Consider the following 19169-nt stretch of genomic DNA (forward strand, 5'->3'; position numbering starts at 1 on the left):
CTAATCTCTGGAGTAGGGGTAGGTGTGACTATGAGCAATCCTCATGCCTTTGCAGAAGCCACCAATGTTCCCTGGGAATGTTCCGGATATTCTGGAGATGCTCAAGCCCGATGCGTGACCACGTTGATGGAGCTTCAGCAAGAAAAGATCGATACCTTGGCAAAACAATTGAAGGCCCAGGAGGGGATAGTCAACCAGCTCAAAGAGAAAGTGGATCGTCAGGAAGCGTTAGCCCTGAGCCAAGTTCAGACCTCTAAGCAGAATTCCCGGTATCGGCCGCCTTATGTTTTCCCCTACGCGTACTCCTATGGTTCTCACTCTGGCTATGCCCGGTTGCCACCTAAGGGCTTTTACCTCAATTCTCCATGGGGATATTCACGCTATTACGGCCATAGTCCCGGATATTGGGGATATGGGCCTCCTGCAATAGGGTTTGGGTTCAGGTTTGGAGGAGGCCATCGTCATAACAACCGATAAGCATTGCACTAACATCTTTAGCCTCTTTTGGATATCTCCAATTGCCACGCCCGTGGACGGATTATTAGCCGGCGGTTAGGACTGGCTCTCTGTTGGGTGCTTTCATGGAAACCTGTTTCAATCCAAATCGCGATGCACGGTCTCCGGGGAAAAGGCCTGGGTACACACCGCGATATACTCAGCTCCCTCCGGGCCCGGGGTGCTGTATCGCACCCATTCATTGCGATAGGCGATGACCGCCTGACCGGCATTTACCTCAATCACCCCTTCTTTCGTTTCCACCCGCAATTGACCTGACAGGACCAGGGTATATTCATCGAACTCCGGCGTCTGGCCGGGCTCTTCCCATCCGGAAGGACTGTTCATCCGCGCAATGCTGATCTGATCTGTGCCGGAATTGACCCGTCCGATAAATTCATCGATGAGTTTGGGTTTATTCCCTGCAGGTTTAATTCTTGTGGGTTGCTCGATCAGTTTAGCCATCCTGTTTCATTGACCTCCTGTTGGTGTTTTGAAGGGCGCATCGACCGGGGACTTCGCTCGTCAAATTTTATCCCAAGCTTAATGGCCTGTCATCGTAATTGCTATTGAAGTTTCCATATGGCGACCGAAAATCTAAATCAGGCCGGAACAATAAAATGATGGGTGCCGCGGGGTTGAGGAAATTAACGTAAAGCCGTCACATCTCTCTCTCCCATAGTGGAAACGGTAAACCACGATAGAATGCTTACGACAATCTCTCAAGAAAAATTTTTGAAGTCATTTTATAAGTGATAACAAATAGTCCGGCCGGTTCCAAATTTAGAATAGCCTCAGATACCATCTGGCAGCAAGGAAAAGGTCGGGGTCGCATTCGGAATTGCCTAATTTAGACAATTGGAATCTGTCTTGGACGAAAGGAATTTGTTGGAGTGGGTGTGCCGCGTGGGGGGCGGGGCAGGAATAAAAATACTAATGGGGGATTGCCGGGTTTTTTCAAGTGAGGGGAGTAATTTTTTTGAGCGACATTCAGTGTGCGGTGGCCGTTTGGATGTCTAACTAAATTATTGCCTACCATCGGTGCAGAGACATTCGGTTCTTAACCCCGGTTAAAGTCCCTTCTGGCATTCCGGGTCGGACACCTCAATTTTGAATTCCCCGGAATGCTCCTCGGCTACGGTCAACAGTCTTGTTTCGTGTCACCCCCAAATATCTCGGATAATTTTTACTCATGCACGCCATCCAGGGAATGGAGAAGCGTGTGAGTTATCTCGTTCGTCTTTGTCTTTTCACATTTCTAAAGTCTTTACCAGAGCTGACCCTAGAACCCTTTGTGAAATTAGCCTGAACGGTCCTGTTTCCCGTTAATGTTAATGAACATGTCGCAGTCCCGGTACAGCTGCCGGACCATCCCGAAAATGTCCAACCATTTCTTGGGTTAGGGGTCAAGGTCACCACGGTTTGATTTGGGTAGTTGGTTGAGCACTTTCGTCTTGGGCAATTAATTCCGCCAGGAGTCGAAAGGACGGATCCACTCCCGCTGACGAACACCTCCAGTTGAGCCATTACTTGGGGAGTAGTGAGCTGCAGGGGGGGCGACCATGCGGATCCATTGCCGTTGGCATCCCGCGCCTTCACGGTATAGTAATAGGAATTGCCCGGACTGATCGTTTTATCCACAAAGGCATTGGTGGTGGGTTGCCCGATGACTACATTATTTCGGGCCACATCATATCCGGTCACGCCGACATTATCGGTTGAGGCTGTCCATGAAAAGGCCACTTGGGTGCCTGATATTGAAGTCAACGTGAGATTTTGGGGCACGGACGGCGAGATCATATCTTGTGGTGGGACGAGTGGGATCGATACGGAAAGTGGACTAGACGATGCGGATACATTCCCGCCGGCATCCCGGGCTTTGACGGTATAGAGGTAAGTCATGCCCGGACTGATTGTTTTATCCACAAAGGCATTGGTGGTAGATTGCCCGATGGCCACATTGTTCCGGGCCACATCATATCCGGTTACGCCGACATTGTCGGTTGAAGCTGTCCATGAAAAGACCACTTGGGTGCCTGATGTTGAAGTCAATGTGAGATTTCCAGGTGTTGTCGGCATGATGATATCGGGAATTTTCACACTCACCTCTTCCGAGGGTAGACTTTCGTTGTTCGTCTGATCATATGCCGTGACTGTAAAATAATAGGTGATTCCCTGCGACAAGTTCTGGAACACATATGAAGGGTTGAGTCCGATATTTTTTGTGGTGTTATAGGTCCCCTGGGATGTTCCCATGTACACATTGTATCCCTTTAAATCCGGTTCCGGACTTGCGTCCCAGCTTAGTTGGACTGAAGATGCTGAGAATGCGGGGCTGGCGAATAATCCGATGAACAGGAATGCAAGACCTGCAACCGTTCTGTTGGCGAAATTCCAGGGGATCATAGGGGGGACCATAGTCGACTCCTTGTGGTATTCGGACCGAAGTCCTCATCCTCTCCTCCCCCTGCCAATGATGCTTCCTTTGGTAGCCGGACGATCAGGCGTGGGGACCTGACTCCTGGCTTTGCGACCCTACTTCACAATAGGTGTGCCGTTTCGGGAAGAGGATTTCATGAATTGGCGGACTTTCTTTTGCCGTCTGTTGCTCTGGTTTGTACCTCAGACCTCCAAACGGTCTGCCGAACTATATCGGGTCTGTAAAGAAAAACTTTAGGGATAGCAGCGATATGGATGTTCAAAAAACTTATGAAAGAAAAATCTATAAACCAACGGCAGGAAAACGTGATTGATGCAAAGAAATGAACTCGTTACTGAGCTTTTTGTATCTCTTTGGCATGAAAATTTGATGATAAGAATGCGAGCATTGGGAACAAGAACACGACAAATGCTAAGTAGGATTCTGGTCTGTGAATGTGGTGTGATCTCTATTTGGAAAGAAATGACCTCATTTTTCCTTTCGACTAATAGCGAAATGTGGAATCGCCCAGGGAGAGGATTTCTCCTTCATACTTTCTGGTTGCCATCAGGTATCTCTATTGGCAAAACGAGGAAATACATTCACATCAATATTTGCATCCTGGCATCCTATCAAAGAAATAGGCATGCCTTGCTGATCGCTTTCTGCTAAAGGCTGGAATGAATGACACGGTTGAGGGAGGATTAGTTTCCAGTTTTCCATGTCGTGTTTCATAAAATGGAAGAGACTTTCCGTTTGTTGGTTGTATGAGGGCCTAACATGATGGTTTGTCCGTATGGCAGTTGCCTTTACATTTTGATTGACGGGTCAGCTGAGGTTAAGGTCTCGCCTCGTCCTCCGGATGGCAAATTTTCAGACATCCATTCATCAGGTTGTGCCCGAGGTCTTATGTCGTTACCATTCTTGTGTTTGTAATATTAGTGCTACTGAATTTCCCAGTCTGTGGAAGTGGCTCCGGGAAAGCCGGTGGATGTGATGGCCAAACCGTTCATCAGCCAAACTGCCACTCCTCCATTGCTGCGGTTGCGCCAAATGATATCGGCTTTTCCGTCACCATCCACATCGTTTGCTCCCGACATCTGCCATGCCACCGACACTGTCCCAGGAAAGCCGGAAGAGGCTATCGCCGTTCCATTCATGAGCCATATGGCGGTATTGCCGTCTGTAGTGTTACGCCAGACGAGGTCGGCTTTGCCATCGCCATTGGCATCTCCAATGGCTTGAATTCCCCAAACCGTCGGGGCGCTCCCTGGAAATCCGGTGGAAGTGATGGTCAAGCCGTTCATCAGCCAGATGGCCACTGTGCTGCTGGTGTCATGACGCCAAATGACATCGGCTTTACCATCCCCATTCACATCTCCCACTCCGGCAATCTGCCACCCTAACGAGACACCTGCCGGAAATCCTGTCGAAGCAATCGCCGTCCCATTCATGAGCCATATGGCGGTGTTGCCATCAGTGGTGTTGCGCCAGAGGAGGTCGGCTTTGCCATCACCATCCATATCCTTGATGGCTTGAATGTCCCAATTCGTGGGGACAGTGCGGAGAAAGCCCGTGGAATTGATGGTCAAGCCGTCCATCAGCCAGATGGCTACTGCGCCGTTGACGCTATTGCGCCAGACAAGGTCGGCTTTGCCGTCCCTATTCAGATCACCCACTCCACTCAGGGCCCATTCCCTGGACAACTGACCCAGAAAGCCCGTGGCTGCGATGTTTGTACCATTGAGCAGCCATCCGGCTACGTCGCCGGTTTTTGTGTTTCGCCAGACGAGGTCGGCTTTGCCGTCCCCATTCAGATCGTGATTTTGGGGTGAGGTTGGCGGCGTGCTGGAATTACTCACAATGACCGTGCGGGGGGCAGCGGTGGTCGTATTGCCCGCAGCATCGCGAGCGATGGCCGTGAGGGTATACGCGCCATTGGGCACGGTGGTGGTATTCCAGCTGGTGCTGTAGGGACTGCTCGGATCTTCGGGGCCGAGGTTGGCGCCCTGGAGGCGGAATTGGACGCCCGTGACGCCGACATTATCATCGGCGGTGGCGCTGACCGTGACCGTGCCGGAGACAGTGCCCGCGCTGGGGGCGGTCAGCGTGACCGTGGGGGCAGTGGTGTCACCAGGAGTACCCCCCTCTGATTTCACGATGACAGAATACATGCTTAATCCATCACCACCATTGCCCCCGAGGGTAATGGTACCAGCCGGGAAGGACCGCACAAACAGGCGGAGGGTCGTATCCGTGGTCACCAGATTCGTGCCGGTATCCGTAAAGGTGCTCAACCACGAAGGTTTCGGGGTGATGCGCACGTCATGGGCGACCGACACGGAGACGGGTTGATTGACGCTAAAGCTGAGGAAAGCGCTCGTGGTGGCAGCTTTGTCATCATTTGCAGTTCGAATATATGCCGCTCCCTGCAGGCTGGCGGGGATGGTCGTAAAGGTAAAGGCGCGGTCTATATACACCGTGCCCCCGGGTTGGAGCCCGGAGGTGGGCACGACATACGCTTGCCCACTGGCGACGGCCAGATTCGAAATGCTGAATGCTGAGGGTGGGGGCGGCGTACTGTTATTGCTTACGGTGACCACAATTGCCCCTGAGGTTTTCGTATTGCCCGCAGCATCGCGGGCGATGGCCGTGAGGGTGTACGCACCATTGGCCACGGTGGTGGTATTCCAGCTGGTGCTGTAGGGACTGCTCGGATCTTCGGAGCCGAGGTTTGCGCCCTGGAGGCGGAATTGGACGCCGGTGACGCCGACATTATCGCTGGCGCTGGCGCCGACGTTCACCGTGCCGGAGACGGTGCCCGCGCTGGGGGCTGTCAGCGTGACCGTCGGGGCGGTCGTATCTGCGGGCGGTGTACTTGTGGTTATAGTAATTGTTGCTTCTGTAGAGGGGGTACTTTCATTTCCTGCCGTATCAAATGCGGTCGCAATAAATCCATAGGTTGTGCCTCCACTGAGCCCGGAAACGGTTGTTGAGGGGGAGGATGGATTATTGGGAAATCCTGAAAATATGGGTTGTCCAAAATCTTGAGAAGGTAACGTCCGTTTATAAATTTTATATCCTGCTAAATCCGATTCGGTATTTGCGTCCCAGATTAGCTGGATAGAGGAAGCCGAATAGGCGGGGCTAATAAGTAAACCGGAGAGGAGCAGGGTCAGGACTGCCGTATGTGTGATGTTGAAACCCAAGGGGGTGGTTCGTCGGATCATACTCTACTCCTTGTGGTATTCGGACCGAAGCCCTCATCCTCTCTTCCCCCCTGCAAATGATGCCTTCCTTCGGTAGCCGGACGGTCAGGCGTGGGGACCTGACTCCTGGCTTTGCGACCCTACTTCACAGTAGGTGTGCCGTTTCGGGAAGAAGATTTCATGAATTGGTCAACTTTTTTTCTAATCCTCTGTCTCCCTGTATTGTAATCTATACCCCCAATCGGTCTGCCGAACATTTCGGAGAACTAAGGAAAAACTTTAGAGACGAAAATATTGGAGTGTGAAAAAACTATGCAGAGAAAATTCGGAGAATATAAAAAAATCGAACTGAATGATCATGGAAGAAGAAAAGGAAATTAAACAAGGTTAGCAAAGGGGGGAGGCAAGGACACGCTTATCAGTGAATTGTCTGGAGACCATGTCCAATGCCTACTGTAATGAACTTTTGCCTTATCTATTAACAATTTGATTCGTTCAATACGGCAATGGTGAACGTTTCGCAATGACCGAATGAAGGACAATGCTGGCAGCTGCGACTAAGAAAAATTAAGGAACGACACGTATCGGCATGACTCCAGGCTATGTACTCCAGGGATTGATGTGTTGGCAACCATTCTGTTTGCCGATTTCAATACGCTCACAACAGTGTGGTGACTCCGGCGTACATTTTCCGTGTGATGAAAAAACTGTGTGCCATCTTTCATGGGAAGGCTACGCTAGGTGGGTGAGGTGCTTCCAACAGCCAGAAGGGGTAACTGGCTGAACGGCCGAATCACGATAATCATGATTATGCAGGATGGAGGAGCGATGGGAATCTCTCATGGTGCTTGAAATCATTGGGTGCCCAGGAAGTGATAGATTGATGAATCTTGTTTATGCGGAAAACATGCTGGAGACGAGAGAATTTTACCAGATTGGGGAGAGATTTATTTGGCCTAGGTAAACGGAGGAGGAGAATTTTTTGAATGGGATTATTGATATCGGCCCATGAGACCATTCAGAAGAGTGGTCCAGGGAATTTTTGTTCCGCCTACTGGATTTCCCAGTCTGGGGAAGCCGCACCGGGAAAGGTCGTGAAGCCTATGCTGACGCCGTTCATCAGCCATACCGCCACGGCTCCATTGCTGTTGTTGCGCCAGATGACGTCTGTTTTGCCATCCCCATTCACATCATCTGCTCCCGCTATCTGCCATGTTGCCAGCACAGTCGCCGGGAAGCCTGAGGAGGCAATTGCGGTTCCATTCATGAGCCAAATCGCAGTGTTGCCATCAAGGGTATTTCGCCAGACGAGGTCGGCTTTGCCATCGCCGTTGAGATCCCCGCTGGCTTGAATATCCCAAGCCGCCGGTGCACTACCGGGGAAACTCGTGGACGTGATGGTGAAGCCATTCATCAACCAAACGGCCACCGCACCGTTCGTGTCATTGCGCCAAATAATATCGGCCTTCCCGTCCCCATTCACATCGCCCATCGCAGCGATCTGCCATCTTAACGAGACCCCCCCCGGAAAACCAGTGGAAGCAATTGTGGTTTCATTCATGAGCCAAATTGCTGTGTTGCCATCAAGGGTGTTGCGCCAGACGAGGTCGGCTTTGCCATCGCCGTTGAGATCCCCGACGGCCTGAATATCCCAAGCCGTCGGCGCGCTGCCGAGAAAGCTCGTGGACGTGATGGTCAAGCCATTCATCAACCAGATGGCCACCGCGCCGCTCGTGTCATTGCGCCAAATGAGATCGGCCTTCCCGTCCCCATTCACATCGCCCGCTCCCCTCAAAGCCCATTCGGTGGGTAATTGGCCCAGAATGCCGGAGGCAGTGCCGCTGGAGCCATTGAGCATCCACAGGACTACCTCTCCGGTTTTCGTGTTTCGAAAGACCAGGTCGGCCTTCCCGTCCCCATTCATGTCCTGATTCTCATGTGGATTCGGGTTTGTGTTTTGTGCGAGAAGTTCAATAGCCACTTCCTCTGCGGTTTCACTGATGTTTCCGGATTGATCATAGGCTGTGACCGTAAAATAGTAGGTGAGCCCATCCGGCAGGTTTTGGAAAACATATGATGGGTTGAGTCCTGCATTTTTCGTGATGTGGTAAGACCTTTGCGATGTGCCCATGTATACATAGTATCCCATCAGGTCCGACTCCGGACTCGCGATCCAGGATAGTTGGATGGAAGAGGCAGAGAAGGCGGGGCTAGCGATTATTCCGAGTAGAAAAAAGGCGAGGGTGGCTGTAATTCTGGCTGCAAAACTCAGGGAGGATATTTGTCGGGTCATACCCTGTTCCTTGTGGTATTCGGATTGGTATCCAAATCCCTTTCATAGGTATTACCCCCTCCTTAGGGTAGCTGGACGAGATCAAATATGCACACCTAACTATTGGCTTTGTGATCAAATGCCACGGTAGGTATGCAGGTTCGGAAAAAAATCTATGAAAAAATGGGTCTTCCCGGTGAATGGGCCCTGTATTTTCCTTCAATCATCTAAATTGGCTGCGTTATTTTCTGAGAAAGTTTAGCGAAATTTGTTGTGCAATTTTTCGTTCAAAAAAATTATTGATGAGTAAAGTGGTAAATCTTAGAGCAAGATGTCATACAGAGGATATAGGGTAAAACATGTAGTTAGGTGCTAATGTATAACTATTTTCATGCAGACCATCGCAAACGTTGAGTAGAGAAAAGACTGTAAAACGGGCTTCTCAGGATAACCTTCTGGTAGTCGTCAGGAGATCTATTGGACACCATTGTGCTCCTCCCACCTTACTTAAATTGCCGTGGCAATTGATACAGATTGATGAAGAGCGGCAGAAGAAGAATATGGGTAGCCTGATTGTCCAGACTCCGAAGGGCTGTATGGGCTAACCACATGTTCCAGTTTTATCCGTGAATCACAGACGATGGAAACAAAAATTTTTAATCAGCCTCAGGCCACTACCATGACTGCCAAAAAGGAGTAAAATAGAAAAGAAGGCAAGATTTTCTGAGAAAGGGATGTCTATGGGTAAAATGTGTATTCTTGGTGGGGGCAAAATCGGATCGCTGATTGCCACATTACTGGTGGAGTGTGGAGACTTTGAAGTGGTGCTGGGAGACGTCGATCCGGAAGTGGTTGCCAGGATGAAGGAGGAAATCGCCCATGACCATTTCCAGGTGTCATCTGTCGATGTCCAGGATGCTAAGGCCCTGGGTCGGTTTATCGATAATGTCGGGCCGGAAGGCATTATTTCCTGTCTCCCGTATTTTTGCAACCAGTCGGTCGGAGAGCAAGCTCGCGCGTGTGGGGCGCATTATTTTGATTTAACCGAGGATGTGGAAGTTACAAGGAAGATTCGTGAGGTGAGTGAGGGAGCGTCCTCGGCATTTGTGCCGCAATGCGGGTTGGCGCCGGGATTTATCAGCATTGTCGCGCATGAACTCATGACCCGGTTTGAGACTGTGGATATTGTGAAAATGCGGGTTGGGGCGTTGCCGGTGAATCCCAGCAATGTGTTGAAATATTCGCTGACGTGGTCGACGGACGGCTTGATTAATGAATACGGCAATACGTGCTATGGGATTGAGAATAGCCAGGAAGTGCCGTTGTTGCCTCTCGAAGGATACGAAACCATTTCCATTGATGGATTGTTATATGAGGCCTTTAATACCTCGGGTGGGCTGGGTACGTTGGCGGATACGTATGCGGGCAAGGTCAGGACAATGAATTATAAGACTCTGCGCTATCCCGGCCATTGTGAAAAAATTCATCTGTTGATGAATGACCTTAAACTCAATGATGATCGTGAGACCTTGAAGCGTATTTTGGAAAAGGCCGTGCCGAAGACCTTGCAGGATGTAGTCCTGATCTATACGTCGGTGACGGGTCTTCGAAAAGGAGAGCTCTATGAGGAAAATTTTGTACAGAAAATCTATCCGCAGACGATTGCCGGTAAATTGTGGTCTGCGATTCAGGTGACGACGGCAGCCGGGATGTGCAGTGTGGTCGACCTGGTCTGTAATCGTTCAGGGACGTATCGGGGATTTGTGACCCAAGAGACGTTTGATCTGCCCTCAATCCTGGATAACCGGTTCGGGCGGTATTTTCAACCGGATGATTCGTGTTCGTGATGGTCCTATGGTGTGTCAAAGGAAATGGAGCGCGTGATGGATGTCTTCCATGAACTGGGGTTAAAAGCGGTAAATGCCGGCGCGTGTTCCGGCCAGGGGCGTTGGATGTCGACGACCACCGAGGGCCTTCTGGATTCGGTGAATCCCGCGACGGGACAGGTTCTAGCTCAAGTGAACCGGTGCTCCGGGGAGGATTACGATGCCCTCCTTCAGGAATCGCAACGTGCTTATCGGGAGTGGCGGCAGGTTCCCGCTCCGAAGCGCGGGGAGGTGGTGCGGTTGATCGGTGACGCCCTACGCGCAAAAAAAGATGCGCTGGGGTCCCTGGTGTCGATGGAGGTAGGAAAGATTAAGGCTGAGGGTGACGGGGAAGTGCAGGAGATGATCGATATGGCGGATTTTGCGGTGGGGCAATCCCGCATGTTGTATGGTCTGTCCATGCACTCCGAACGGCCACAACACCGGATGTACGAACAGTGGCATCCCCTCGGAGTGGTGGGGGTGATCACAGCCTTTAATTTTCCTGTTGCCGTATGGGCGTGGAATGCCTTTCTGGCCGCCATCGCCGGCGATACGGTGGTGTGGAAACCTTCCCCCAAGGCCGCACTCTGTGCTTTAGCCGTTCAGCATGTCTGTAACCAGGTGATGGAGGAACAAGGTGTTCCGGGGATTTTTTCCGTGTTCATTACGGACCAGGTTGAATTGGCGCAGACGATGGTGGCTGACGAACGCTTGCCATTGATTTCATTTACCGGTTCTGTGCCCGTGGGGAAAAAGGTTGCGAAAGTCGTGGGACAACGACTAGGGCGTAGCCTGTTGGAGCTTAGCGGGAACAATGCCGTGATTGTCGATGAAACGGCGGACTTGGATCTGACCATACCTGCCATTGTTTTTGGAGCTGTTGGCACTGCCGGGCAGCGATGCACGACCACCCGCCGGTTGTTTGTGCAGGAGACACGGTATGAGGAGGTCGTGGAACGTCTGCTCCGGGCCTATCAACAAATCCGGGTGGGTAATCCGTTGGATGAAGGGGTGTTGATGGGGCCGCTGATTGATGAGCGGGCTTTGGAGGAATTTCGAATTGCTCTTGAGGAAGTGGTACAGGATGGTGGACAGATTCTCTGTGGTGGGGGTGTGATTGAGGGTCCCGGGTTTTTTGTCGAGCCGACGATCGTACGTGCTGAGAATCAATGGAAGGTGGTGCAACGGGAGACATTTGGGCCGATTTTGTATGTCATGCCGTATGCCACCCTGGACGACGCGATTGCCCTTCAAAATCAAGCGCCACAAGGGTTGTCGTCCTCATTGTTTACCTTACATGTGCGGCATGCCGAGCAGTTTTTGTCGGGGCAAGGGAGCGACTGTGGGATTGCGAATGTGAATATCGGCACCTCGGGGGCGGAAATTGGAGGCGCCTTTGGCGGAGAGAAAGAAACAGGCGGGGGGCGAGAGGCCGGTTCTGATGCCTGGAAAGCGTATATGCGTCGGCAAACCAATACGATTAATTGGGGAACGGAGCTGCCGCTGGCGCAAGGAATCACATTTTCTGTGGACTAACCAGGGAGGAGAGCAATGAATCAGGGTTCCGAACTCGAACAGGTGATTACGCGATACATTCACGAATATGCTGCCAAAAACCATGCGGCGGCGATTGTCAAAGATGCGTTGGAGGAGATTGGAATCGGGCTGTTCCCGCTTGTGGATCATATCACCGTGCGCACGTCGTCGATTGATCCACGGGCCGAGGAATTTCTGTTATTGGGATATGCCTATTCTGAAACGTTGGAGTATGACGACTGGTGGGCCAAGGTCTACCGGGCACCCGGATGTCCCGCCTTATTTATTGATCAGGCGTATGCGGATGAACGGGGAAAGACGAGTATTATTCCCGGATGGGTCAAGCAATTCGGGGATCGCACCCTGCATCATATTGCCGTGCGCGTGGCGGAGATTGAAACCAGTATGGAACGGTTGACCGCCAAAGGGGTGCAGTTTGCGGGACAGATTGTGGGGGAACGGGGAGGAGATCTTCGGCAGATTTTTACCGTGCCCGAGCAAGTGAACGGTCATGCGTTTTCAGTCTTAGAACTGACTGAGCGTCATCGGGGGTTTCAAGGATTTTCTCCGCCGCAAGCCAATAGTCTCATGCAATCGACTGTGGCCCGGTGACGGCTGCATATGAAGACGGGAAAGACCGGGCGACCTACACGTCGGCAGCTTCCAGGACAAGTTTGGCGTTTTTAGCAATGGCGCCTGGGTCTTTAGCCACGATTGCTGCAGCAAGGCCGACCGTGGCGGTAGCAACTTTGATTACTTCACCGACTTTTTCTAATTTCTTGATCGCCCGCTTAGCTTTGCCTACCGACCTTTTAATGCTTTGGGCATTGATTTCTGATTCTTCCAAAGCCAACCCCACGGCTTTCGTGGTCATGTCCGAAGAGGAGTTCAACAGCGACCATTCCTCGTCTTCCAAGTCACGTCGTTGTGTCGGGGTCAGATTGTTCCAATTGGCAAACCGGTAATTTCCAAGGTTAATGCCAAGATCACGGAATTGTTTGGATAATTCAAAAGCGTCTTCAGCGCTCAAAGGCATCACAGTCCTCGCTTACAGTTTTTTAATGGTTTCCAGTAATGACCGGAGGTCTTTGACGGATTTCCCAACCTGTTGTAGTACCTCTTTCTTTGTCAAATTCTGACGTTGGTCAAAAAGTCGTTGGTGCCCATCAGAAATTTGGTCCAAAACTTTCCCGTATATCTGAACGGCTTCAGAACGTTCGTGTACCTGGGACATTCTGAGGTCTTTCCATTCGGCTAACGCGGCTTTCCCTGCGGGATCTTGGGATTCCATGGTCAGAGTCATGTAATAATTTTGGATGGCGGCTTCCTCAGTTTGAAAATCTCCGCCAAATCCGTCTGACACGATGTGGTGTAAGGATTCGAGTACCTCTTGAATAGGCGTGTTGGCTTGTTCGATAAGACTCTGAAGTTGATCTTGTCGCCATCGTTTCACCGCCACAGTGGTCACGATGCCGGCTATTTTCTTAAACGCTTCTGCCTCTTTTGGAGTGGTGGGGCCCTGAGACTCTAAGGCAGCCGAGAGTTGCGCCAGTTCTTCGGTGTTATCAACCACTTCATCAGCCGCGAGACGCCCCAGGGATTTCATGTATGTCTCGATAATTGATTGGCGGAGGAGTAAAGACGTTTTCTGTGTGGCACGGTCCTGCGCTATGGCATCAAGATGGGCATGGCGACTTGGGGGTTGATAGCGTTTTTGCCGCTGGGGAAAACCCAGGTAGTCATCAACCAGGGTCGTGTACTGAGCAGATTCTGCGGACAGACTGGCAAAATCTTGAATGGCTTTGAGGTTCGTCGTACAGCCTTGCGTGAAGGCGAGCAGGACCATCGTACTGAAAACAATTGTAATGGAACGCAAGCGGGAGAGCGAAGTGTAGCCTGTCATCATCCTTCCTGTAGTGGATTGATCCCGAGAAGAGGCTCCATAGGTAATCGGAAGATGTATGCGTTGAGGGCCACCATAGGTGATTGGGAAAAAAGTGTCAAGAGAAATTCACCTTTCTCCTCAGGGCGAAAATATGTTGGAGGGCTGGAGGCTATAGAATATGGTTCTGATTATGTTTCGAACCGAATTTCTTGGGACAATCCCTTCATATGCACAGTCGCAACCGACCCGCAGATAAGGAAAAGGGAGCAGGAGGTCTCTGGGAGTGATGTGGTGATTGATTGGTAGTACCTTATCCACTGGATTTCAGCTACAGGGTATCCTGAGACCATGATGTCTTTATAGTATGGAAGGATCCTGACATATCCGTTCGGATATTAATTGGGCAGCTAAATCGTGACCTTGTTCATTCCAATGCCCAGCCCCAAGTTTCGTATTCGGGAATCCGTGAAGATGTACGTGATATTGGTTCGCATGCCGCTGAAAATCATACAGCAGATTGAGCACGGGAAAGCCTTCGGATTGGCCAAGTGCTCGAAGTCGTTGCTCCGGATAATCTAGTTTTTGGGTAGCAAGGCGCTCCTGCAACAATAGCCTACCTTCCTGGTCGATTTGATCAGGGCTTGTAGCAGTGACCAGAAAAAAATTGGCTCCATGCTCAAGCACTTCCTGATGCATTAATTTCAGAATGGCTTCGGTAATGTCCCATGCCTCACGATGGATCGGTGTCTGGGGTGGGGCATACACAAAGTCTGCCAATCCTCCATGGCTAGATCCCTGTTCCTGACTCTCCCCGATTTGCCGTGCCGCCAGCACCCGCTTGGCTTGGTTGAGTAATTCCAAAGTACGAAAGTGATGTACTCCCCAAAGAAGAAGTTGATATTTGAGAAGCGGTGGAGACCACTCTTGGAAATTGTACACCAGCTTCAATTCTCCCTGATCAAGATGAAAGTATGGACGAGGGATGTACTCTGGTTCGCGCAGCTCCGCGCGGGGAAAATTGTCGATGAGATCATTCCCGCTGAAAAACATGGTGAGCACAAGGTCCGGGTCATAGTCCCAACCACGGGAGCGTAGGGTGATTAATTCTTCAGCATTTCCATACCCTGGAACACCAAAATTAATAATTTCCACATTGTGGGGGAGTAATCGCTCACATGATCGGAGCTGTTGTTCGACTTTTCTCCCGAAGGTGTCTTCCAGCATGACCTGCCTTGCCTCCGTATAGGAGTCTCCCAGGAGCAAAATCCGGTATGTGTTTTTTGGCTTTTGAAGTGGATGTTCGACATCCCGAAATCCGGCTGAGTTAATTTTGATGTAGGCGTTTCCCTCACCATGAAACCACCCTTCCATTCCCGGTTCAAGAACTCGTCCTCTTTCAGGGTCAAACCCGTGAAAGACCGGATAGGATATGTCCAATAGACGAAGACCGGCTTCCGCAATCAGGAAACCTCCAAAGACACCTATCAGAATTAACAGGCCAATTTTCCCGAAGTAATTGAAATTTTTATTGCTCACCGTAAGTCATCCTCCTCTATCACGTCATCGGCCTTCTTCATTTGTTCCTTGCAGCGGGAAAACATCCCCCGTACTAAATGATAAGTCCTCCGGGTATTGATCACGGGCATATTCCAAAGTGATCCAAACTCCACGGAAACCGTTACAACGGTTTTCGTTTCTGACGAATGGGAGAAGAAACATTTTTCATGAAATGTCGGATGATCGATTTTGACCAAAGCGACGACTTCCACCCCATTAACCGGCAATGCCAGGGAAAGTGATTGACCTATTCATATTGAATAATAAGCAGAATCAAATTTTCTCAAGTGCCATGGACGTCCTCGACTACGGCAAGTTTGTCCTCTCTAGGTTCAGATCGGTTTTTTACACGTTCAGCTTAAATGAAATAATGTTGAGCGATCCTCCTCTTTCACAAGCAATGGGAAGTGAATTTCCGGACAATCTTGTAATTGAGTGAAAGAAGAGGATCTTGTGAAATGAGATTGAGTTTCAAGATATCTTCGTATGCTGGTGATCACATTTCCGCAGCAAATAGAGTATTCCAGGACTTGGGATGTGGCGTTGAAAAAGGATGACGGATCTACCCCTTTATGGCGAATGTGGACAGTGAGCCTCTCTGATTAAGCCTACGAACTCGAATTGGTTTCAAAGGGGTAGGTGGTGTCTCATGAAGGAGGGAGGACCGATGGAAAGTTAGTCATGAATTTAAAAGCGAAGCGGTTTAACTGGTTATTCAAGGGATCTTGATGGCGGGATGTCTTGGCGGCAGCCATGCGGGGGTAACCGGGTTTCAAGGTATGAGATGCTAATAGGCTCAAGCGAGTATCCGGCCTATAGGCCAGACAGAGGATGGTAAACGAGATAATGGTAGAGGGAATGATCCTGTTCTAGCAGAATTGGGCCTTGTGTCAGGAGAATGAGAACGTGTGTCCCGAGATCTCAATGCGACCTGGGCCACAACATTATGAAGGTTGCCTAAGCGAGGACCGGAGTCCGTGATGTGAGAACATGCCTTCCACGGATGTATCGACGATAGCTCCTACCCCGGAGAAGATGTCAGTGTAGGATTATTTTTTTCGTGAATGGCATTGGCCCTCGTTTCCTGCGTGACGGCGTCCTCGGTTCGACCTATTTTTCGCAAAAGGGTGGCGTAATTTCTAAGCGCTCGTTCCACACGAAAATGATCTTTCCCCATGGTCTGTTCCGTGAGAGTGATGGTCCGTTGAAACAAGGGATCGGCTTTATCATATTGTCCTGTGGTGACATACAGTAACGCTAAATTATTGAGAGGGCCGCTCAAGCTTGAATGTTCGGGCCCTTCAGCCTGTTCAATAATGACAATGGCGCGTTGGATTAAGGGGATGGCTTGCTCAGGTTGGTCCTGTAGTCTATGGATTTCTCCTAATTGATTGAGGATGATGGCAACCCGGGGGTGGTCCTTGCCAAATCCCTCTTCGCTAATAGTCAGCATTCGTTCCAACACAGGCGTCGCTTGTGAAAATTGCTTAGCAGAACTATAGAGAAGCGCGAGATTATTCAAGCTGCCGAGGAGATGGGGATTGGTGGGGCCAATTTGCTTTTCTTTGATGGCTAAAGCCCGGAGTAATAACGACTCTGCCTGGTCATACTGTTCCTGGGCTCGATGGAGGAGCGCAAGATTATTGAGTGGTTCAATAAGTTCAGGTGCCTCCGGTCCTGTGGTTCTTTCCCGGCTGGCGAGAACCCGTTTCAGATAGGGTTCCGCCTGGGCATAGTGGGCTTGCCGGACAAACAGTGCTGCGAGATTTTCCAGGTCACGGATAACTTCAGGGTTATCAGGACCTAGCGCCTGTTCCCGAACCGCCAAGGCTCGTTCAAATGAGGCTTGAGCCTGGTCGAACTTCTGTTGGGTGACATACAGCGCGCCAAGATTACTGAGGCTTGCTGCTAACTCGGCTGTCTGAGGATTTGGCCCTTCTTCATGAATGGCTACAGCTTTCAGAAGGAGGGTTTCAGCCTGTTCGGGCTCTCCTTTCGCATTGTGCAGAATCGCCAGATTGGTGATGGACTGGATGTGACGAGGGTCCTGGCCTTCGAACTGTTCTGCCAGTTCAAGCGCAGCCTTCAGTTCCTGTTCAGCTTCCGGGAACTTTCCCTGTTCCATCAAGGTCGTGCCTTGGTCAGTGTGGAGTTGCCAAGGCGATTTGTCTTCGCTGCACCCGATGAGGGTAATGATGAGCAGGGTAAGGGTCAGATACCGCAAGATATGTGAGGGCCGAAAAGAAAGAATCATGAGATAGGGTGTGTCCTTTGGTTCTGAATGAGCAAGATGAATTGTCAGAGGTGGATTGTACTGAAGGACTCAGGGTCTTGCCAAACTGTCTGTTTCCCGTTGGGGTTATGAGGGAGGATCCTCTACGGAGAGTCTGTGTAAACATTGAAATAGGTCCTATTTACACCCACATGCGGGTGATCTAAAGCCATTTGAAAAAAATCGAAAATATTCAAAAAGGCTTATCCAGCAAGGCCGCAGCTCCTTGGTTTGGCGGAACGTACGGAGGAGTACGAGAGCCAGGCCGAGGGGCGAGAACGCCGCTGGTGGCCTTTTTCAAAACTCCCACAGAGAGAGTTGCGTGGGTCCTGGCCGTCGAAACGTAGCAGGAATAGGTGTGTCGGGAATATCCTGAAATCCAAGTTTCCTTGATGAAGTGTCGAATAGTTGCTCGATGACATTCCATGTTTTCCCCTCCCCAACATGGCGTTTGAAAAACGTTCGATCCCCAACTTGTCCTCCTCGAACTTCTTTGAGGTGGGCGAGGATTTTCTGGATTCGATCGGGAAAATGATGCGTCATTCGTTCAATAAATACCTGTTCCACGTTATCGTTGAGACGCAGCAGGATATAGGCAGCATGTTGGGCTCCGGCATCGCGCGCTCGCGATAAAATCTGTGGAATGTCGTGTTCATTTAATCCGGGAATGACGGGGGCAATCGAGACCGCGGTTGAAATGCCGGCTTTGGACAACTGTTCTAAGGTCTCAAACCGTTTTGTAATTGAGGGGGCTTGCGGTTCAACTTTCCGGGCAATGTCATCTGAGGCAAACGGAATACTCAAAAAGACGCGCACCCATGCTTTGTTTCGCAGTTCTTGCAATACATCAATGTCTCGCACGATTAGGGCGGATTTGGAGATGAGTCCAACCGGATTATGAAATTCTGCACAGACTTGTAAACAGGATCTGGTCAGTTTGTAGGTGGCTTCCAGGGGTTGATAGGGATCGGTATTGCCGGAAAAGACAATCAATTCCCCTTGCCAGGATCGTTTGAGCAATGATTCCTGAAGTTTCGCAGGAGCATTGACCTTGACGACCAGCTTGGATTCAAAGTCCGTTCCGGATCCAAAACCCCAGTATTCGTGGGTGGGGCGGGCATAGCAATAGGCGCAGGCATGAAAGCACCCCCGATAGGGATTCACGCTCCATCGAAAGGGGAGGTCGGGGCTGGTATTGTGGCTGAGGATGGTCTTCACCGTTTCTTCGTAGATGTCCGGGGTCACGGGTGGAGGCGTCTCCAGGCGCTCGCGGACTTCCGGAGAAAAGGGATTTTTGGGATTGGAGATCGGTTTCATGTCAAACTAAAAAATACGCTGGGTCCTCTTTGTTCTCGCTAGGTAAAGAGGGTACCCTTTCACATCTGCTGGGTACCATTTGAACATTCTGGTAAAATATAAACATTCTATCAGGATCGAAAATGAAAGCCATTGCTCGTAAAAACCAGGCTCGTTGCTCCCGTAGCTCAGTCGGATAAAACAGCATTTTCCGAAACACTCAAAGGGGGATTGTCGAAGTAATTGAAAAAAACGGCAATCCCCTTTTCCCACCTGCATAAACACTGATTACTCTTCATGTTCCACTTCACCAACGTTCATCCTGCTTCACCCACAATTGTCTCTCTTTCTAACATCTAA

The 19169-nt window shown here is 50.5% G+C and carries 13 protein-coding genes and 2 riboswitches; of the genes, 4 read left to right on the plus strand and 9 right to left on the minus strand.

Features of this window, described 5'->3' with window-relative positions:
* The first annotated feature begins 30 nt into the window (after positions 1-30).
* Positions 31-477: a hypothetical protein gene (locus ACTRXD_RS13570; RefSeq protein WP_442432325.1), complete on the plus strand. Its 447-nt coding sequence runs from the start codon at positions 31-33 to the stop codon at positions 475-477.
* A 117-nt stretch (positions 478-594) separates the two neighbouring features.
* Here ACTRXD_RS13570 and ACTRXD_RS13575 read toward each other — a convergent pair whose 3' ends face one another.
* The 4 genes from ACTRXD_RS13575 to ACTRXD_RS13590 form a co-directional block, all read right to left on the minus strand.
* Positions 595-960 carry a cupin domain-containing protein gene (locus ACTRXD_RS13575; protein WP_442432326.1) on the minus strand — a complete coding sequence of 122 codons (366 nt, stop codon included), beginning with the start codon at positions 958-960 and terminating at the stop codon, positions 595-597.
* 762 nt (positions 961-1722) lie between these two features.
* Positions 1723-2913, minus strand: a complete 1191-nt coding sequence (locus ACTRXD_RS13580; protein ID WP_442432327.1) for a fibronectin type III domain-containing protein — start codon at positions 2911-2913, stop codon at positions 1723-1725.
* A 66-nt stretch (positions 2914-2979) separates the two neighbouring features.
* A riboswitch (cyclic di-GMP riboswitch) is annotated at positions 2980-3061 on the minus strand.
* A gap of 797 nt (positions 3062-3858) precedes the next feature.
* On the minus strand, positions 3859-6144 hold the full coding sequence (locus ACTRXD_RS13585; protein ID WP_442432328.1) for an Ig-like domain-containing protein: 2286 nt from the start codon (positions 6142-6144) through the stop codon (positions 3859-3861).
* A 68-nt stretch (positions 6145-6212) separates the two neighbouring features.
* Positions 6213-6294: riboswitch (cyclic di-GMP riboswitch) on the minus strand.
* 880 nt (positions 6295-7174) lie between these two features.
* Positions 7175-8416 carry an FG-GAP-like repeat-containing protein gene (locus ACTRXD_RS13590; protein WP_442432329.1) on the minus strand — a complete coding sequence of 414 codons (1242 nt, stop codon included), beginning with the start codon at positions 8414-8416 and terminating at the stop codon, positions 7175-7177.
* 719 nt (positions 8417-9135) lie between these two features.
* Between ACTRXD_RS13590 and ACTRXD_RS13595 the strand changes: the two genes are divergently transcribed.
* From ACTRXD_RS13595 to ACTRXD_RS13605, 3 genes are read left to right on the plus strand one after another with little or no spacing between them, the layout of a single operon-like run.
* On the plus strand, positions 9136-10242 hold the full coding sequence (locus ACTRXD_RS13595) for a saccharopine dehydrogenase C-terminal domain-containing protein (protein WP_442432330.1): 1107 nt from the start codon (positions 9136-9138) through the stop codon (positions 10240-10242).
* Between the two features lie 36 nt (positions 10243-10278).
* On the plus strand, positions 10279-11799 hold the full coding sequence (gene amaB / locus ACTRXD_RS13600) for an L-piperidine-6-carboxylate dehydrogenase (RefSeq protein ID WP_442432331.1): 1521 nt from the start codon (positions 10279-10281) through the stop codon (positions 11797-11799).
* 15 nt (positions 11800-11814) lie between these two features.
* Positions 11815-12411, plus strand: coding sequence for a VOC family protein (locus tag ACTRXD_RS13605; protein ID WP_442432332.1), 597 nt, complete (start codon positions 11815-11817; stop codon positions 12409-12411).
* 34 nt (positions 12412-12445) lie between these two features.
* On the opposite strand, the gene ACTRXD_RS13610 is transcribed toward ACTRXD_RS13605, so the two are convergent.
* The 5 genes from ACTRXD_RS13610 to ACTRXD_RS13630 all read right to left on the minus strand — a co-directional run bounded on the left by ACTRXD_RS13610 (position 12446) and on the right by ACTRXD_RS13630 (position 18830).
* A complete protein-coding gene (locus tag ACTRXD_RS13610) occupies positions 12446-12835 on the minus strand; it encodes a hypothetical protein (RefSeq protein WP_442432333.1) in 390 nt (129 codons plus the stop codon).
* 12 nt (positions 12836-12847) lie between these two features.
* Positions 12848-13705: a hypothetical protein gene (locus tag ACTRXD_RS13615; protein WP_442432334.1), complete on the minus strand. Its 858-nt coding sequence runs from the start codon at positions 13703-13705 to the stop codon at positions 12848-12850.
* A 336-nt stretch (positions 13706-14041) separates the two neighbouring features.
* Positions 14042-15220: an SGNH/GDSL hydrolase family protein gene (locus tag ACTRXD_RS13620; protein WP_442432335.1), complete on the minus strand. Its 1179-nt coding sequence runs from the start codon at positions 15218-15220 to the stop codon at positions 14042-14044.
* A 1042-nt stretch (positions 15221-16262) separates the two neighbouring features.
* A complete protein-coding gene (locus tag ACTRXD_RS13625; protein WP_442432336.1) occupies positions 16263-17495 on the minus strand; it encodes a tetratricopeptide repeat protein in 1233 nt (410 codons plus the stop codon).
* A 315-nt stretch (positions 17496-17810) separates the two neighbouring features.
* Complete coding sequence (locus ACTRXD_RS13630) at positions 17811-18830, minus strand: PA0069 family radical SAM protein (protein ID WP_442432337.1); 1020 nt, start codon at positions 18828-18830, stop codon at positions 17811-17813.
* Positions 18831-19169: the final 339 nt, after the last annotated feature.

Source organism: Nitrospira sp. T9 (assembly GCF_052156535.1).
Taxonomy (GTDB): domain Bacteria; phylum Nitrospirota; class Nitrospiria; order Nitrospirales; family UBA8639; genus Nitrospira_E.

What these genes read in the sequence shown, in the direction of transcription:
- ACTRXD_RS13630 (WP_442432337.1), bottom strand. Translation starts at nt 18,830, where the DNA reads ATGAAACCGATCTCCAATCCCAAAAATCCCTTTTCTCCGGAAGTCCGC.
- ACTRXD_RS13605 (WP_442432332.1), top strand. Translation starts at nt 11,815, where the DNA reads ATGAATCAGGGTTCCGAACTCGAACAGGTGATTACGCGATACATTCAC.
- ACTRXD_RS13575 (WP_442432326.1), bottom strand. Translation starts at nt 960, where the DNA reads ATGGCTAAACTGATCGAGCAACCCACAAGAATTAAACCTGCAGGGAAT.
- ACTRXD_RS13570 (WP_442432325.1), top strand. Translation starts at nt 31, where the DNA reads ATGAGCAATCCTCATGCCTTTGCAGAAGCCACCAATGTTCCCTGGGAA.
- ACTRXD_RS13590 (WP_442432329.1), bottom strand. Translation starts at nt 8,416, where the DNA reads ATGACCCGACAAATATCCTCCCTGAGTTTTGCAGCCAGAATTACAGCC.
- ACTRXD_RS13625 (WP_442432336.1), bottom strand. Translation starts at nt 17,495, where the DNA reads ATGATTCTTTCTTTTCGGCCCTCACATATCTTGCGGTATCTGACCCTT.
- ACTRXD_RS13595 (WP_442432330.1), top strand. Translation starts at nt 9,136, where the DNA reads ATGGGTAAAATGTGTATTCTTGGTGGGGGCAAAATCGGATCGCTGATT.
- amaB (WP_442432331.1), top strand. Translation starts at nt 10,279, where the DNA reads ATGGATGTCTTCCATGAACTGGGGTTAAAAGCGGTAAATGCCGGCGCG.
- ACTRXD_RS13615 (WP_442432334.1), bottom strand. Translation starts at nt 13,705, where the DNA reads ATGATGACAGGCTACACTTCGCTCTCCCGCTTGCGTTCCATTACAATT.
- ACTRXD_RS13580 (WP_442432327.1), bottom strand. Translation starts at nt 2,913, where the DNA reads ATGGTCCCCCCTATGATCCCCTGGAATTTCGCCAACAGAACGGTTGCA.
- ACTRXD_RS13585 (WP_442432328.1), bottom strand. Translation starts at nt 6,144, where the DNA reads ATGATCCGACGAACCACCCCCTTGGGTTTCAACATCACACATACGGCA.
- ACTRXD_RS13610 (WP_442432333.1), bottom strand. Translation starts at nt 12,835, where the DNA reads ATGCCTTTGAGCGCTGAAGACGCTTTTGAATTATCCAAACAATTCCGT.